The sequence below is a fragment of the Pseudorhodoplanes sp. genome, assembly GCF_050250235.1.
Taxonomy (GTDB): domain Bacteria; phylum Pseudomonadota; class Alphaproteobacteria; order Rhizobiales; family Xanthobacteraceae; genus Pseudorhodoplanes.
The window spans coordinates 24,616-39,944 of the sequence record NZ_JBFWPA010000006.1; the positions used below are offsets into that span (position 1 = coordinate 24,616).

Below are 15,329 nucleotides of genomic sequence, written 5' to 3' on the forward strand. Positions count from 1 at the left end.
ACGCCCGCCTCGTTGCGTCAGGAGATACCCAGATACGCCTCGCGCACGCGCGGATCGTCCAGCAGTTCCGCACCTGTGCCGTCAAACGCGACTCTGCCGTTCTCGATCACATACGCGGCCTCAGCGAGCGCGAGCGTGCGCGCCGTATCCTGCTCGGCGATCAGAATGGTCACGCCCGCCTCCTGCAGCTTCGCAATCGACGCGAACAGGGTTTCCGCCATCATGGGAGCAAGCCCAAGCGTCGGCTCATCGAGCAGCAGCAGATCCGGCATCGACATCAATCCGCGGCCGAGCGCCAGCATCTGCTGTTCCCCGCCGGACAGAGTACCGCCGTTCTGCGTGCGCCGTTCCCGCAGGCGCGGAAACAGGCCGTAAATGTCCTCGCGCCGCTGCTGGCTGCGGTGCCGCGCCCGGGGAACGATGGCGCCGATCCGCAGATTTTCCTCGACGGTCATGTGCGAGAAAATCATCCGCCCTTCGGGCACCAGTGCAAGTCCACGATCCACACGATCATGCGGCGCCAGATCGCTGATGTCCTGCGACTTGAAGGTCACGGTCCCGGCATTTTGCCTGAGACTGCCGGCCAGCGCCTTCATGATGGTGGTCTTGCCGGCACCGTTTCCGCCGATCAGCGCGGTCACCGATCCCTTTTCGACGCGAAAGGATACGTCGTGCACCACCTGAACGGCGCCATAGCCGGCCTGCAGATGCGACACTTCCAGAATTGCGCTCATGACTGCGAACCCAGATAGCAGTCGAGGACGCGCTGGTCCTTGGCGATCTCCGCGGGGACATTCAACGCGATCCGCTCTCCATGGTGCAGGACGAGAATGCGATCCGAAATGCGCATCAGAGCCCGCATGACATGCTCGATGATCAGCACCGTCAGGGCATTCTCCTGCTTCAGGGTCTGCACCACGTCCAGCATCTGAGAGACCTCGGCCGGCGTCAGTCCGGCCATCACCTCATCCAACAGAAGCAGCCGCGCGCCGGTCGCAACCGCCCGCGCCACTTCCAGACGCTTCTGACCGGACAGCGTCAGATCGCCGGCCAGCTGGTCGCCTCGCGCACCAAGCCCGACAATCTCGAGGAGTTGCGAAGCGCGCTGCGATGCGGCCCGGGCTTCGAGCCGCCGGGTGCCGAAACGTGCGGCGGTGATGACGTTCTCGCTGACCGTCAAATCGGAAAACGGCCGCGCGGTCTGGAAGGTGCGGCCAACGCCGCGGCGGCATATCCTGTCAGGCGAAAGACCGACAATGGAGCTGCCATCGAGCCGGATTTCGCCGGCGCTCGGCTGCAGGTTGCCGGCAATCAACGCGAACAAGGTGGTCTTGCCGGCACCATTCGCACCCATGATACCGACCACTTCGCCGGGACTGACGATGAGGTCGACGTCATGCAACGCCCGCACCCCGCCGAAATTCCGTCCGAGATTGGAGACCTCCAGAAGTCCGCTCATGGCTGCACGGTCCTTCTCCGGAACAGACCGTAGATGCCGTTCGGCAGGATCACGACGAAGGTGACCAGCAGCAGCCCGAGCAGGATGAGATAAAGCTGCGGTGCCTTGGCCCATAGCAACTCGGACAGCAGCGTCAGGAAGGCGGCGCCGAGAATCGGTCCGCGGGCATTGTCGCTGCCGCCGATGATGCACATGGTCAGGATGGTGAAGGAAACAACCGGGTCGAAGACCTGCTGCGGCTCGAAATAGCTGGTCCGCAACGCCATCAGACCGCCGATCGCACCGGGAATGGCGGCGGACAGCCCATAGGCCAGCGTCTTGTAGCGCGTTACCGGTATCCCGATCGCCTGCGCGGCCTCTTCGTCCTCGCGAATGGCGATCAATCCCTGCCCGAAGCGGCTGTCGCGAATGAAAAACGTCAGCAGCGTCGCGGTCGCGGCCAGAAACAGCGTCAGCCAGTAGAGGCTCGTGAGATCCGGGACCCCGAGCAGCAGCCGTCCGAACTGGCCGAGATGAGCCTCGACCGCCATCACGACATATTTGACAAACTCCGCAAGGCCGAAGGTCAGGATCACGAAATACGGACCGCGCACACGCAAGACCGGGACACTGATGACAACCGCGAAGGAGAAGGTGATCAGGCTCGCCAGCGGCAGCGACAGCCAGATCGGCAGCGTCTCCCAGGTCAGGACGACGAAATAACCGCCGATGCCGAAGAACACCACATGGCCAAGCGAGATGTAGCCGGCGAACCCCGACAGGATGGTCCAGCTCTGCGTGAGCGCAATCCAGGTCAGCAGGGTAAAGCCGATCCCGATCAGATAGTCCTGCCCCGTCATCGGCACCAAACCGAAACCGATCAGTCCAAGGACAAATAGGAATGGCGTTGTCATGTTCAGCGCGCCGCCTGCCGCGCAGTGAGAATCCCTTCCGGCCGCACGATCAGCGCCAGCAGGAAGACGCCATACAGCAGGATTGATGACCAGGAAGCGGAGGTCAATGCGACGCCGTAGGTCTCGATGAAGCCCAGCAGCAGCCCGGCAAAAATGCCCCCGGTAAGATTGCCAAGCCCGCCCATGATGATGACGATGAAAGCCGCGATGGTGAACGGAAAGCCCATGAACGGGGTGATCTGATCGGTCATGCTGACCAGCGCGCCGACGATGCCTGCGGTCGCAAAGCCGGCGCATAGACTGAAAAATTCCAGTCGCGTCACGTTGACCCCGACAATCGCCGCAGCTTCCTTTCGCTGGATCAGCGCCTTGACCGCGAGGCCGGCGATCGAGAGGCGCAGAAACACCAGCGTTGCGATGCAGATTGCGACGCAGAAAACGAATGCACCGAGCCGGTTCGCACTGATCGAGATATTGCCGAAGCTCAGGACACCGCTGAGATATTGGTAGCCGCGGGGCGTCCCGGTGAAAGCGAGTGCCGCAACATTCTGCAGGATCACGGAAACTCCGACAAAGATCAGCAATGAGTTCGGCTCAATCCGCTTGCGCATGCGCGGGTTCTGCAGACACCATCTCAGCAGAACGAAATACAAGGCGACCGCCATCAGCGCCGTCAATATTCCCGCGACGATCGCGGACAGGAACGGCGAGATGCCCCATAGCGTGAAAGCCCAGAACGCGACATAGGCACCAAGCATGAGGAATTCACCATGCGCCACGTTGAGCAGACGCATGGTGCCGTAAACGAGATTCAAGCCAAGTCCGACCGTCGCATAGATGGTTCCCGTGATCAGAGCGGCCAGAAGAAGCTGCCCGGACGTCAGGACTTCGAGAAAGCTCGCCATGATGCGTCAGCCGATCCAGTAGCGCATGTTATCTACCAGCCCGTCTTGGGCTCGATCTTCGCCGTTGCGATCGAAGCCGGCCACACGATCTGGAATTTCTGATCCTGGATCTGCAGAAACGCGACCGGCGTGGTCGTGTTTTCGACGCCGTTGAATTTCACCGGACCGTTGATGGTGTCAAAGGTCTTGCTGTTGACGACGTCGCGCAATTTTGTCTTGTCGAGACCCGCTTCGGCCACGGCCTGTTCGAGCACTTCGACGCTCATATAGGCGAGCACGGTGTCGAGATAGTCCGGCTCCTCCTTGAAGCGAGCCACATAGGCATCATAGAACGGCTTGGCACGCGGCCACTTCGCCTGCGCGGGCGACCAATGCCCCATGCTCAGGATGCCATTCGCGGACGAGCCAAAGATCTTGCGATAGGCCGGGATGGTCGGGCCGATTGCAAGCCACTGAAACGGAGCCGCGATTCCCATCTCCTTTGCCTGCCTGGTGTAGAGAATCGAATCGGAGGGATACGACAGCACAAATACGCCTTCCGGCTTGGCCGCCTTGACGCGGCTGAGCAGGGCCGTCATGTCCTTGATGTCCGGCGGATATTCCTCGCTCACCACGATCTTGATGCCAGCCGCTTCGAGCGCCGGCACGAGGAACCGTTTGATCTCCTTGCCCTGCGGCAGGATGCTGCCGATGATCGCGGCATTCTTTACATTCTGGCTTTTCGCCATCTCGGTGAGCTGCAACGCAAGCTTGTCGTGGACCGATGGCGACACGAACCACATATTCTTGACCTTGAGTTCGCGAATATGCACCGACGACGCCGTGCTCCCGATCACCGGAAAGCCATAGCGCTCCAGCACCGGTACGATCGCGAAATGGCTCGGTGTGCCCCACGGCGACAGCAGCAGATCAACCTTGTCGTCGGTAATCAGCTTCTCGTAGATCTTGACCGAGTTCGCGGTATTGGACTGGTCGTCGTATTCGACGAACTCGATCTTGCGCTTGACGCCTCCGACATTCAGGCCGCCCTTCTCGTTCACCTGATCGCGCCAGAAGTGATAGGCGTTGAGCTGTGCCGGCGTCGCCGCCGCGAACAGGCCGGTTTTCGCGATCGCAAAGCCGATCCGCACAGGCGGCGGCTCCTGCGCGACGGCGCCGCCTCCCGCGATCGACAGGGCGCCCGTGATTCCCATAGCCAAGGCCAGCGTCACTCTTCGTCTGTGCAACATGAATCCCTCCTGCTACCCAACTACGATCGTGTCGAAAAACGTGTGATGAACCGCAGCGCGTCGCGCACCCAGGGTCCGTCCGCTTCACCGCCAGCGAGGCTTGCCGTGAAGTGATCCCGCTCCGGCATCAGAATGGTCTCGACTTCGCCGCCGGCCGCGGCGAGCGCGGCCGCCATCTCTTGCGCCTGAACCCGCAGATGCGGAAAATCCTTGTCGCCATAAGCGATCAGAAAGGGCGGGGTGCGCCGGATGTGCAGGATCGGGCTAGCGGCCTGATCGGTCCCCGAACCTTCATTGCCGAGAAACCGCGGACGCGCCGAGAGGCCCGAGCCCTCTCCGAAACGGTAGACTCCCGAAATCGGAAGGCAGCCCTTGATGACGTCGACCGGCAATCCGCGTGCGCCCTGCCAGTCATCGCGCACCGCGAGCAAAGCTGCATAATGTCCGCCGGCGGAATGTCCGCCGGCAAAAATACGGTCCCTGTCGTAGCCGAATTCGTCGGCCGCGTCGGACAGAAACTTCAGCGCATCGGCACAATCCTCGACGCCGGCGGGGAAGAGGAATTGCGGCGCAAGCCGGTACCCAAGGCTAGCAAAGGTGATCCCGGCCTTGCAGAATTCCGGCGCCATGAACGCCATCGTCTCCTTGTAGCCGGCGGTCCAGCCGCCGCCATGCACGAAGGCGAAAAGCGGACCGCCCTTTTTCGCGGCGGGATAGATTGCAATGCTCTGATGGGGATCGGGACCGAAGCTCCGTTCCACAAAGGGCACGCCGAACGAGCGCTCGATGCAGGCGCTGCGATAGGCGGCCGCGGCGGGTGCGCTCGGCTCCTGGGGTGGGTAGTCTTCAAATCGCATGGGCGGACTCCGCTGGCAGCGTCGCGCGCAGCACACGCTCGGGCGTCAATGGCAGCTGGCTGATGCGGCAACCGGTCGCTGCGGCGACGGCGTTTGCGATGGCGGCGGCGACGCCATTCATTCCGATCTCGCCGGCCCCCTTTGCGCCAAAGGGCCCGCCGGGCTCCTCGGCCTCGACGATCAAGGCGTGGATATCGAAGGGTGTGTCGGCACTGGTCGGCACCTTGTAATCCATCATCGATGGATTGCTCACGCGGCCACCGTCCCAGACCACCTCTTCCACCAGCGCGAAGCCCATGCCCTGAACGAAGGCCCCCTCGATCTGGCCTTCACACGCGGCAGGGTTGATCGCGCGTCCGACATCGACCGCCGACCAGGCACGCAGGACCTCGATTTTGCCGGAGGCTTCATCGACTTCGACATCGACCGCGATCGCGCCGAAGCTGAACACACCGGATCGTGCGGCGTTGCCGGTCGCGATGGCGCGCTTGGGATCGACGGTCACCTGATTGAACACCCAGCTATGGCTGCCGATGATCGGCCCGCCCGTTCCCCAATGGGAGCGCAGTCCGATCTGCCGGAACGTGACTTCCATGCCCGGCGCGCCCTTCACCCCGATACGGCCGCCCTTGCGCAGTTCGAGATCGTCGATCGCGCATTCCAGTATCTGGCTGGCATGTTCCTTGGCTTGCCGGATCACTTCATCGGCCGCACCGACCACGGATCGTCCGGTCGTGTAGGTCACCCGGCTCGCCGTGGTGCCCCAGTTGTAGGGCGAGCCATCGGTATCCGGCGACGCCACGACGATATTCTGCGGATCAACCTTCAGCGCCTCCGCGCAAATCTGCGCAAGCACGGTGTCCGATCCCTGCCCGATATCGGTCGCACCGGTGTTGAGCACGATCGATCCATCTTCCAGCATGCGCACAATTGCTCCGGTCGAGAGCAGCGCCGAGATATGGGCGGACGCGGCAAGCCCGAGACCGCGCCGCTTGCCAGGACGGGCCTTGAGACCGGCACGCTCCCGCCAGCCGCTGGCTTCCTCGACCCTCGCGAAACATTCGGACAAGCCGTTCGAGGCGACTTCCTGACCGCCGAACCAGCATTCCCCCGGCTGGAGTGCGTTTCGTCTGCGGAACTCCAAAGGATCAATCCCGAGCCGGCCCGCAATCTCGTCGATTTGCTGCTCCCCGCCGAACTGCATCTGCGGCTGTCCAAATCCACGAAACGCACCGGAGCGGAGCTTGTTGGTGTACGCGACCACGCCGGACGCCCTGGCTGCGAGGTAGCGATAGGGGCCGGTCGAGGTGCGCAAGCTGAAGGCCAGGACACCCGGACTGTCGTCGGCGAAGGCGCCGCCATCGAGCGTGGCTTCGACCTCGCGGGCAATCAGTTGCCCGTCGCGGCTCGCACCGGTCTTCATGCGAAATGAGAAGGGATGGCCGACCCGCACCATCTCGAAGTCTTCGGCACGCGTCAGAATCAGGCGTACCGGCCGCCTCGCCTTCTGCGCGAGCATCACCACGATCGGCTGAATATGCGCTTCCATCTTGTTGCCGAAGCCACCACCGACGCGTGGCGTCAGGCAGCGCAGTTTCGACATCGGCAACAGCAAGCTTTCGCAGACATTCGCCTGCACGCGAAACACGGACTGATTGGCCGACCAGAGTGTAATTCGCCCCGAGGGATCAATGTCGGCGAGCGCGCCGCACGGCTCGATCGAGAGATGCGCTTGCGCCTGGGTCTGAAATGTCTCCTCGACGATCACGTCGCATAGCGACCAGGCTGCCTCGACATCGCCTTCCTGATAGGAACTGCGGGAGCAAACATTGCCATGGCTTCCGGCATCGAAAACCTTGACATATGCCGCGACGTTCTCGTGGACCAGTGGCGCTCCCGGTGCAAGCGCCTCCTCAGGGCTCAGCACCGCCGGCAGTTCGTCGTATTCGACGTCGATGAGAAGCGCGGCTGCACGCGCCTGCTCCTCCGTATCGGCCGCCACCGCGGCGACCGGCTCTCCGACATAGCGGACCTTGGCCTTTGCGATGGCGTGCTCATCCTTGATGAGCGCCCCCATCAGCCCGTCGGGACAATCATCACCGGTTACGATGGCGTGCACGCCGGGCGCCGAAAGCGCCGCGGTCACATCGTAGCGGCGCACAATCGCGTGTGCATGCGGACTTTGCAGGACGGCTGCATGCAGCATGCCCGGCACCGAGATGTCGGCGATGTAATGGGCGCGACCGGCGGCCTTCTCCATCGCCTCGAACCGCGGCAGCCTGCGTCCGACCGACCACGCCTGCGCGTTCATGACGCAAGCTCCGCACCGGCCCTTGCAATGGCCTCGATGATCTTGCGATAGCCCGAGCAGCGGCAGATATTGCCCGACATGGCCCTGCGGATATCGTCGATGCCCGCATGCGGATCCCGCTTCAGCACCGCACGCGCGCTGATCAGGGTTCCAGGAATGCAGAAGCCGCACTGGATCGCGCCAGCTTCGACAAAGGCGCTCTGCAAGGCTTGTCCGATCCTGTCCTGCGACAGCCCCTCGATCGTCGTCACCGCCTGTCCCGCACAATTTGCCGCGAGCAGCAGGCACGACCGCATCGGCTGCTCATCGACCAGAACGGTGCAGGCGCCGCAGACCCCCTGATTGCAGCCGCGCTTTGCACCGGTCAGGTTGAGCCGATCGCGCAGCACCGAAAGCACCGTGTCGGCGAGTTCGACGGTCAACCGGTGAGTTGAATCATTGACGCGCAGCTCGCAGGTCGCGCTCATTGCAGCGCCTCCCGCCCCGACCGCAATTCGCGCATGGCCTGGACAAGAAGGCGCGGAATTACCATGCGCCGGTATTCCGCGGTCGCTCGCATGTCATCGACCGGATCAGCGAGCTCCGCGAGGCGTTCTCCCGCGGCGGCTACCGCACCGTCGTGCGCAAAGCCGCCGGACAGGGCGGCATCGACATCCTCGCTGAACACCGGTCCCGGCCCGGCGCCGCCGATCGCAACCGATACGGCGCCCGCCTCGCTGATGCAGACCGCAACCGACACGATCGCGAAATCTCCGGAAACGCGGGCCAGCTTGCGATAAAGCCCTGCGCCGGCATGCGGCGCCGGCAGCAATATGCCGGTGACAAGCTCATCCGGTTCACGGGCGGTCGCATACCAGTCGGTGAAGAATGCGCGGGCAGGAACGGTGCGAGTCCGTCCGACACGGCGCAGTTCGATTTCCGCCCGCAGCGCGGCCAACGCCGCGGGATAATCCGCGCCCGGATCGGAGAGCGAAACCGAGCCACCGATCGTGCCCATGTTACGCACCGGCATGTTGCCGATGGAGCCGGCGGCGTCGCGCAGGCACGCTCTCGTGCCGCCGAGATGTTCGGACTCCGCGCTCTGATAATGCCGCGTCATCGCACCGATGCGCAGTCCGCCATCGGCCAGCACCTGGAACCCCGCCTCCGGAATCGCTTTCAGGCTGATCAGCGCCGGGGCGCTGACGAGGCCAGCATTCATCATCGCGACCAGCGACGCTCCGCCGGCGATCGGCATCGCCTCGGGCTCCGCTGCCAGCAACGCCAGCGCCTCCTCGATGCGCTGCGGATGATGGATGACGCCCCCCCTCACGATGCCTCCGCCGTCTGCAGGGAGTCCGCAAACCGCTTGCTGAAATCGTTTGCCAGCTGATCGGCTTTCTTCCGGAACACCCCCAGTCCGAACTTTCCGAAGCGGCCGGTCAGCGAGACATTCGATGTGTAGTGCACTTCGGTCCGGGCATTGCCGGCCTCTTGCAGCGTCACGACACTGACCGCGCTGAGCATGCTGGCACGGCCACCTTCCGCGCCTCGCGTCCGCATGGAAATCTTTTCCGGCGGCGTTTCGTCCATGATATCGATGGCGAGATCGAAGGTTGCGGAGATGGGCCCGAGAGAGACCGCAATCGTCGCGCGATAGGCGTTCGGCGAAACCACCTCGACACCGCTGCAGCCGGGCACGCAGGCCGCGACGATCGCGGGATCGCGCAGCGATCTCCAGACTCTTTCGCGGGGCGCGGCCACGGCGAAGGTGCCATCGAGCGTCATCGCGTGCTCCGGCTCATCGCTTTTCCCGGGCGACCTGCATTTTCCTGTCGATGATCTTGCCGCGATCGATGACCATTTCATTGTCCAGGTAGACGCTGCATTTTCGCATCGGGACATCGTAGTGCCCCTTGGTGCGGCGATTGCCTCCACCCTCACTGTTCGGGCCGGTCGAGAACAAGAAGTTCCCCGGGAAGACGCGCGTCGCCGCCCGCGAGCGCTCCGGCGTATCCCCGTTCAGCGCCGTCCAGTACCAGCGCGCCTGCGGATTCAGTCCCCAGCCCAGATGCGATATCGCAAACGGATCACGGTCGTCGTCTCCGTCCTTGCAGTCTTCGAGCCAGTCGCGCATCAGCGCGGCATCCAGACCGCCGTCAATCCGGGTGATGAAGCCGTCTCGTATCTCCAGATGGACCGGGTCCACCACGTAACGGCAATAGGGCAGGATGACGATGTCGCCCGGCTGGATCACGACCTTGCCGTTCGCCGTGCCTTCGTTCGGAAAGGTGTGGACGTGGCCGCCACCCCAATGATCGAACCGGCCTGGCTCATCGGCATAGCCGTATTGACTCATGACGGGGTATTCCCCGCAGCTATAGGTGAAATCGGTGCCGGCCTCCGACGTCACGCGCACCTCGCGCGTCTTGGCCAGAATTTCGTCGGCATGCAGAACCGCCTCCTTCAGACCTGCCGGGGCCTGAAGCTGTTCCAGGTCATCGGGACCATCGAGCACCATGAGAATGCGGGTTCCGGCGGCGCGCACGGTCTTGACCCAGGCCGAAAATACCGGCGGGTGGAATATCATCACCAGATCGGCCGCCTTGAGGGCCTCCAGCGAGCCTTTTCCCTGCCCGATCGAAGGAATGCCCACCTTCGTGTAGGTCGGCAGATGGTTGACGCGAATTTCGTAAATGTCGGCACCCAGTGCCTGCGCCGCAGCGAAGGCGGACCGCGCATACAATTCGCGCGTACCGAGATCGGTTACCAGTACCACCGTCTCTCCGCGCTTGACCTTGCACAGCTCGAGTTGCGAGCGAAACAGCTCCGTCACCCGGCCAGGATTTATCTGTAGCGGTCGATAGACGGCCTGCATCTCGTCCACGGATCACTCTCCCGAAACCGCACGCCAAATTTTCGGCTTGCATAAAGGAACATCGTTTCGGATTGTGTGGCTGACATCGGGCAATGTCAATACGGTACAGCGTTCTGGATTGGGGATGACCCAAAGGCACTCGGATGGCTCAGATCAAGAAGGACGACCGCCGCGCAGCAATCCTGAGCGCGTCCTACCAGCTGTTCATGAAGCACGGCTATCACCGCACGACGCTGCGGCAGATCGCTGAAACGGCGGGCGTTTCACTGGCGAATGTCTATATCTATTTCCCGTCGAAATATCAGATCGTGTTCGAACTCTACGATCCCTGGATGGCGGCGCGCCTTGAGCAGCTCATGTCCGAGGCGTCGGCAATTTCCGACAAGCGCCAGCGACTGCGACACATTGTCCTGACATTGTGGCGCGACATTCCCGCCGCGCAGAATGGTTTCGCGCGCAACATCATGCAGGCGCTGTCCACGCAATCCGTCGATGACGGCTACGACCCGACGATGATTGCCTGGATCGAGAAGCAGATTACGGATCTGATCGCAGGCTGCCTGCCGTCGAGGCGCAGGCCGCTCCTGGAAGACGGGCGAATTGGCCACGTGATGATGATGGCGTTCGACGGCTTCGTCATCAATCAGGGCCTGAATCCCAACGCCGCCTGCACGGAGGATATCGCGGACTCGCTTTGCGCGTTCTTGCTCGGCCGCCCGGCCGATCAACGACCGGGGATCAAAGTGCGTACCATCAAGACTGCAGGCCGCTCACAGATTGCAAAGGTCAACCTACCGCGCAGGCCTTGACACCTGCAGACCGACATCACGGCCGGACCGAAGACGCAACAGAGGACGACGCTCATGATGAAAACGACCGCCGCGTTGCTGATCGCCGCGACAGCATCGTTCACGATGCCTGTCGCAGCGCAGGATATTTCGAGCTATCCCTCACGGACCGTCACGGTCGTCGTCCCCTTTCCCGCAGGAGGAGCGGCCGACCTGCTGGCGCGAATGGCGGGCGACGAGATAAAGGCATCGCTTGGACAATCCGTCGTGGTGGAGAACCGTTCGGGCGCCTCGGGCATGACCGGCACAGAATATGTCTCGCGAGCGGAACCTGACGGCTATACGCTGATCAGCGCGCCGATGTTCAACCTCTCGATCAGCGATCTGATCGTGCGAAACTCCAAATTCGATCCACGCAGAATGGAACCGGTCAGCGTGCTGGCGGTCTACCCAACCGTATTGTACGCGCGCGCAAATCTCCCGGTAAACACGCTGCCGGAGCTGATCGCCTATGCGAAAGCCAATCCGAACAAGCTCACCTATGCGTCGCAAGGTCTCGGCCAGATCGGACACCTGACGGTCGAGGAGCTGAAGGTGAGCGCCGATATCCAGATGGTGCATGTGCCGTATCGCGGAAGCGCACCCGCGATAACCGATCTGCTGGCGGGACAAGTCGACATTCTCGCGGACTCGGTTTCTGCCGGCCTTCAGCATGTGAAGAGCGGAAAGTTCAAGGTGCTGGCGGTCGGCAGCAAGGAACCGTTGAGCACGTTCCCGGGGGTCGCCACCATCGGTGAAACCATTCCCGGTGCGTATTCAGAGACCTGGATGGCCGTCGCTGCGCCTCCCGGCACCCCGAAGGCGATCACTGCAAAGCTTTCTTCGGCGATAACGAAGGGGTTCGCAAAGCCGGAAGTGAGAGCACGGGTCGAAGCACTGCAGCTCAATATTCAGGGCAGCACGCCGGAGCAGATGGCCGGTCTCGTCAGCACGACGCGCCAGCGCTGGCAACCGGTCATTGCGAAAGCAAAAATCGTCATCGAATAAGGTGCGGGGACGCCCCGAACGCCGGTGCGAAGGCATCGGGCTCGTCAGCCGAGCTTCGGTGCAGCGCATGACACCGGGGCGAGTCCTGCCAGGACACGCAACAAGGAGACGCTTGTGGACGCCGAAACACGTTCCATGTCCAGGTCCGGACCCGAGCAGGATGTCAGCCGCCGCGATCCCGTCGGCTGGAGAGACCTGCGGCAATGGCTTGGCGAGGTCGAGGCGGTCGGCGAACTGAAGCGAATTGCGGCACCCGTCGACCCGATTGAGGAGATCGGGGCAATCACGCTGCTTGCAAGCCGGGACGAAGACTCGCCGGCACTCCTCTTCGAGAACATGCAGGGCGATGCGACGGGCTCGCGCATTCTCACCAACATGCTGGGCTCGAGCAAGGAGCGTTACGCCCTCGCAGTGGGTCTCGATCCGTCTCTCTCGATGCGCGAGATGATCGAGGCCACACGCTCGATCATGGCCGATCCGATCAAACCGGTAACAATCGCAAAGGAAGCGGCACCGGTGAACGAGGTCGTGCTCACCGGAGACGCTATCGATGTCACGCGGTTTCCAGTGCCGCAATTCTGGCCGGGAGACGGGGGACGGTTCATCGGCACGGGCGACATCACTTTCACGGCCTCCCCCGATACGGGCCGCATCAATGTCGGCTGTTACCGCCAGATGCTGCACGGTCCGAACCGCATCGGCCTATATTGTTCGCCCGGCAAACACGGTCTGCTCGATCGCGAGGCATGGTGGGCGCGCGGTGAGCCGTGCGAGGTGGTCGCCGCCTACGGCATTGACCCTGTCCAGTTCATGCTGGCGGCGCAGACATTCGGCATCGACCAGTCGGAACTTGACGTCGCGGGCGGCATTATGGGCCGGCCGATCGAACTCACGACCGGGGAATTCGTAAAGCTGCCGATCCCGGCTCACGCGGAATTCGTGGTCGAGGGCATCCTGCACAAGGGCGACGTCCTGCCGGAAGGTCCACTCGGCGAATTTACCGGCTATTACGGGCGTGAGCGATCGCCGCAGCCGGTGATGGAAATCAAGGCGATCCATCATCGGAAATCGCCGATCTTTACCCACGCCTTGATGGCGCGGTATCCATCCTGCGAGATCGGGGCTTATTACGCGATCATGCGCTCGGCGCGCATCCTCGATGACCTTGAGCGCATCGGCGTACCGGGGGTGGTGGGCGCCTATTCGCATCCCGCGGCGGCGTCCGGCTGGGGCATGGTCGTGGTGTCCCTGCAGCAGAAATATGCCGGTCACTCGGCCCAGGTGCTGGCGCTCGCGGCGCAATGCCCGGCGGCAGCCTATTACACGAAATGGGTGATTGTGGTGGACGATGACGTCGATCCAACCGATCTCAACGATGTGCTCTGGGCCTTGTCGACGCGCTGCCACCCGTCGGAGGATATCGATATCCTTCGAAACACCTGGTCTACCGGGCTCGATCCCAGCCAGTTTCCGCCGGAAGCCCGTCCCTACGGTTCCAAGGTGCTGATCAATGCCTGCAAGCCGCATCGTCATCTGGCGCAATTCCCGCAATCGACGATGTTGCGGAAATCGGTGCATGATCGGGTGGTGACACGCTGGAACGAGCTTGGGTTTTCCGGATCGCCGCGCAGGATGACTGCATTCCATCCCGAATCGGAATGATCCGTCGACCGGCGTATTGGAGAGAGCCGTCGGTCAGGCTCCCCGATCAGGAGTGACACCGGCTCTCCGGATGGCCGGCCGCCTGTTCCCGCCACGGCTTGCTCGAAGCGGTCGGTTAACGAGCGTCCGAACCAGACCCAAATCCTGAGAGACGCATATTCGATACTTTCTATCCCGTGCTTCAGCTAAATTTATTTTAGGGCACCCCGCGCAACACGGAAGATGTAAGCTGTCTGTGCCGGAACAGAAGGAGCAGATCGCCGTGACCCGCATGTTCGCACTGTTGCTTGGATTATTCCTCATTCTGTCCCCGAACCAGCTGCTGGCGCAAGGCGCCCCGGTGGTCCTGAAACTAGGCAGTTTCGTCTCGCCGAAAAGCATCACCAATGCCGTATCGGTGCCTGCCTTCATCAAGGAAGTAGAGGCGGCATCCGAGGGTACGCTCAAGATCGAACACTACCCCGGCGGCACGCTCGGTTCCAATCCTGCGACGCAACTGAAGCTCGTCGAAGACGGCGTGCTCGACATTGCCGAAGTCGTCGCGTCGTACACGCCCGGCCGCTTCAAGGAACTCGACATGTTCGAGCTTCCCTTCCTCTTCAACAGCACGGAAGAGGCAGCGCTGACCGCCTGGGCCTTGTATCAGAAAAAGCTCCTGAGCGGCTTCGACAATCTGGTCCTGATCGGAATCGCCGAGGTGGGACCCTATACCCTCCATTCGCGCAAGGATGTGCCGACCCTTGCCAGCGTCAGCGGGCTCAAAATCCGCGCGGGCGGCCCTATCTTCGGCGAAACCATCAAGGCCATGGGTGCTGTGCCGATCGGCGGCATGCCCGCGCCGGCGATCGCCGAAAACATCACGCGCGGTGTGCTCGACGCCACGCTGATGGACGGCGGCAACCTGTTCAATTTCCGGATTGCCGATGCCGCACATTCGCATGTCACCAATGTGCAGCTGGGCAACATCGCGGTCATGTTCCCAATGAACAAGGCCAAGTACGACTCGCTGCCTCCGAAGGCCAAGGCCGCACTCGACAAGTTCGGCGGCGTCTGGTTCACCAAGGTTCTGAGCAGCAATCTCGACAAGCAGGTGCGCGGCACGTTTGAGAAGCTTGCCTCGGACCCGAAGCACAAACTCATCAAGTGGAGCGACGCCGATATCGCCACGCTCAAGCAAAAGACGGCAGCAATCAAGGACCCCTGGGACAAGACCGTCAACGGCGTGAACCTGTATCAGGAGCTTGTCCAGGCGCTGGCCAGTGTGCGCAAGGGTTCCTGAACCAGCAGCCGGGGCGTCGCCTTTCGCGACAGCCCCGGTACC

Annotated in this window: 15 protein-coding genes; 4 read left to right on the forward strand and 11 right to left on the reverse strand. The window is 62.5% G+C overall.

All coding sequences use genetic code 11. The features are described 5' to 3' along the window. Positions 1–17 precede the first annotated feature (17 nt). The 11 genes from AB7F49_RS04555 to AB7F49_RS04605 are packed head-to-tail and all read right to left on the reverse strand — an operon-like array spanning position 18 to position 10,520. Positions 18–734 carry an ABC transporter ATP-binding protein gene (locus AB7F49_RS04555; RefSeq protein ID WP_428520637.1) on the reverse strand — a complete coding sequence of 239 codons (717 nt, stop codon included), beginning with the start codon at positions 732–734 and terminating at the stop codon, positions 18–20. Continuing rightward, positions 731–1,459 (reverse strand): ABC transporter ATP-binding protein, encoded by a 729-nt coding sequence (locus AB7F49_RS04560; protein WP_428520638.1) that lies wholly within the window; start codon positions 1,457–1,459, stop codon positions 731–733. Before AB7F49_RS04560 ends, AB7F49_RS04555 begins: the two co-directional genes overlap by 4 nt. Beyond that, a complete protein-coding gene (locus AB7F49_RS04565) occupies positions 1,456–2,352 on the reverse strand; it encodes a branched-chain amino acid ABC transporter permease (RefSeq protein WP_428520639.1) in 897 nt (298 codons plus the stop codon). The genes AB7F49_RS04560 and AB7F49_RS04565 overlap by 4 nt, the downstream gene beginning before the upstream one ends. Before the next feature lie 2 nt (positions 2,353–2,354). Further along, on the reverse strand, positions 2,355–3,257 hold the full coding sequence (locus AB7F49_RS04570) for a branched-chain amino acid ABC transporter permease (protein ID WP_428520640.1): 903 nt from the start codon (positions 3,255–3,257) through the stop codon (positions 2,355–2,357). Positions 3,258–3,289: 32 nt separating this feature from the next. Continuing rightward, positions 3,290–4,486, reverse strand: coding sequence for an amino acid ABC transporter substrate-binding protein (locus AB7F49_RS04575; protein WP_428520641.1), 1,197 nt, complete (start codon positions 4,484–4,486; stop codon positions 3,290–3,292). Between the two features lie 20 nt (positions 4,487–4,506). Further along, the gene (locus AB7F49_RS04580) at positions 4,507–5,343 is read right to left on the reverse strand and encodes an alpha/beta hydrolase (protein WP_428520642.1); all 837 of its coding nucleotides are present in this window, start codon (positions 5,341–5,343) and stop codon (positions 4,507–4,509) included. Beyond that, on the reverse strand, positions 5,333–7,654 hold the full coding sequence (locus tag AB7F49_RS04585; protein WP_428520643.1) for a xanthine dehydrogenase family protein molybdopterin-binding subunit: 2,322 nt from the start codon (positions 7,652–7,654) through the stop codon (positions 5,333–5,335). Before AB7F49_RS04585 ends, AB7F49_RS04580 begins: the two co-directional genes overlap by 11 nt. Then, positions 7,651–8,121 carry a (2Fe-2S)-binding protein gene (locus tag AB7F49_RS04590; RefSeq protein ID WP_428520644.1) on the reverse strand — a complete coding sequence of 157 codons (471 nt, stop codon included), beginning with the start codon at positions 8,119–8,121 and terminating at the stop codon, positions 7,651–7,653. The genes AB7F49_RS04585 and AB7F49_RS04590 overlap by 4 nt, the downstream gene beginning before the upstream one ends. Further along, on the reverse strand, positions 8,118–8,966 hold the full coding sequence (locus AB7F49_RS04595) for an FAD binding domain-containing protein (RefSeq protein WP_428520645.1): 849 nt from the start codon (positions 8,964–8,966) through the stop codon (positions 8,118–8,120). The genes AB7F49_RS04590 and AB7F49_RS04595 overlap by 4 nt, the downstream gene beginning before the upstream one ends. Next, entirely contained in the window at positions 8,963–9,421 is a 459-nt protein-coding gene (locus AB7F49_RS04600) for a CoxG family protein (RefSeq protein ID WP_428520646.1), read from the reverse strand. The genes AB7F49_RS04595 and AB7F49_RS04600 overlap by 4 nt, the downstream gene beginning before the upstream one ends. Before the next feature lie 13 nt (positions 9,422–9,434). Then, a complete protein-coding gene (locus AB7F49_RS04605) occupies positions 9,435–10,520 on the reverse strand; it encodes a leucyl aminopeptidase (protein WP_428520647.1) in 1,086 nt (361 codons plus the stop codon). A 134-nt stretch (positions 10,521–10,654) separates the two neighbouring features. Here AB7F49_RS04605 and AB7F49_RS04610 point away from each other — a divergent pair, with 134 nt between their 5' ends. From AB7F49_RS04610 to AB7F49_RS04625, 4 genes are all read left to right on the forward strand, one after another. Next, a complete protein-coding gene (locus tag AB7F49_RS04610; RefSeq protein WP_428520648.1) occupies positions 10,655–11,320 on the forward strand; it encodes a TetR/AcrR family transcriptional regulator in 666 nt (221 codons plus the stop codon). Positions 11,321–11,374: 54 nt separating this feature from the next. Beyond that, the gene (locus AB7F49_RS04615; protein ID WP_428520649.1) at positions 11,375–12,346 is read left to right on the forward strand and encodes a Bug family tripartite tricarboxylate transporter substrate binding protein; all 972 of its coding nucleotides are present in this window, start codon (positions 11,375–11,377) and stop codon (positions 12,344–12,346) included. A gap of 135 nt (positions 12,347–12,481) precedes the next feature. Then, on the forward strand, positions 12,482–14,008 hold the full coding sequence (locus AB7F49_RS04620; protein WP_428520650.1) for a UbiD family decarboxylase: 1,527 nt from the start codon (positions 12,482–12,484) through the stop codon (positions 14,006–14,008). 235 nt (positions 14,009–14,243) lie between these two features. Next, positions 14,244–15,287 carry a TRAP transporter substrate-binding protein gene (locus AB7F49_RS04625; RefSeq protein ID WP_428520651.1) on the forward strand — a complete coding sequence of 348 codons (1,044 nt, stop codon included), beginning with the start codon at positions 14,244–14,246 and terminating at the stop codon, positions 15,285–15,287. Positions 15,288–15,329: the final 42 nt, after the last annotated feature.

Excerpts from the sequence above, each read along its gene's own strand:
- AB7F49_RS04590 (WP_428520644.1), bottom strand. The coding sequence starts at position 8,121 with ATGAGCGCGACCTGCGAGCTGCGCGTCAATGATTCAACTCACCGGTTG.
- AB7F49_RS04555 (WP_428520637.1), bottom strand. The coding sequence starts at position 734 with ATGAGCGCAATTCTGGAAGTGTCGCATCTGCAGGCCGGCTATGGCGCC.
- AB7F49_RS04600 (WP_428520646.1), bottom strand. The coding sequence starts at position 9,421 with ATGACGCTCGATGGCACCTTCGCCGTGGCCGCGCCCCGCGAAAGAGTC.
- AB7F49_RS04615 (WP_428520649.1), top strand. The coding sequence starts at position 11,375 with ATGATGAAAACGACCGCCGCGTTGCTGATCGCCGCGACAGCATCGTTC.
- AB7F49_RS04560 (WP_428520638.1), bottom strand. The coding sequence starts at position 1,459 with ATGAGCGGACTTCTGGAGGTCTCCAATCTCGGACGGAATTTCGGCGGG.
- AB7F49_RS04610 (WP_428520648.1), top strand. The coding sequence starts at position 10,655 with ATGGCTCAGATCAAGAAGGACGACCGCCGCGCAGCAATCCTGAGCGCG.
- AB7F49_RS04620 (WP_428520650.1), top strand. The coding sequence starts at position 12,482 with ATGTCCAGGTCCGGACCCGAGCAGGATGTCAGCCGCCGCGATCCCGTC.
- AB7F49_RS04565 (WP_428520639.1), bottom strand. The coding sequence starts at position 2,352 with ATGACAACGCCATTCCTATTTGTCCTTGGACTGATCGGTTTCGGTTTG.
- AB7F49_RS04575 (WP_428520641.1), bottom strand. The coding sequence starts at position 4,486 with ATGTTGCACAGACGAAGAGTGACGCTGGCCTTGGCTATGGGAATCACG.
- AB7F49_RS04580 (WP_428520642.1), bottom strand. The coding sequence starts at position 5,343 with ATGCGATTTGAAGACTACCCACCCCAGGAGCCGAGCGCACCCGCCGCG.
- AB7F49_RS04570 (WP_428520640.1), bottom strand. The coding sequence starts at position 3,257 with ATGGCGAGCTTTCTCGAAGTCCTGACGTCCGGGCAGCTTCTTCTGGCC.
- AB7F49_RS04585 (WP_428520643.1), bottom strand. The coding sequence starts at position 7,654 with ATGAACGCGCAGGCGTGGTCGGTCGGACGCAGGCTGCCGCGGTTCGAG.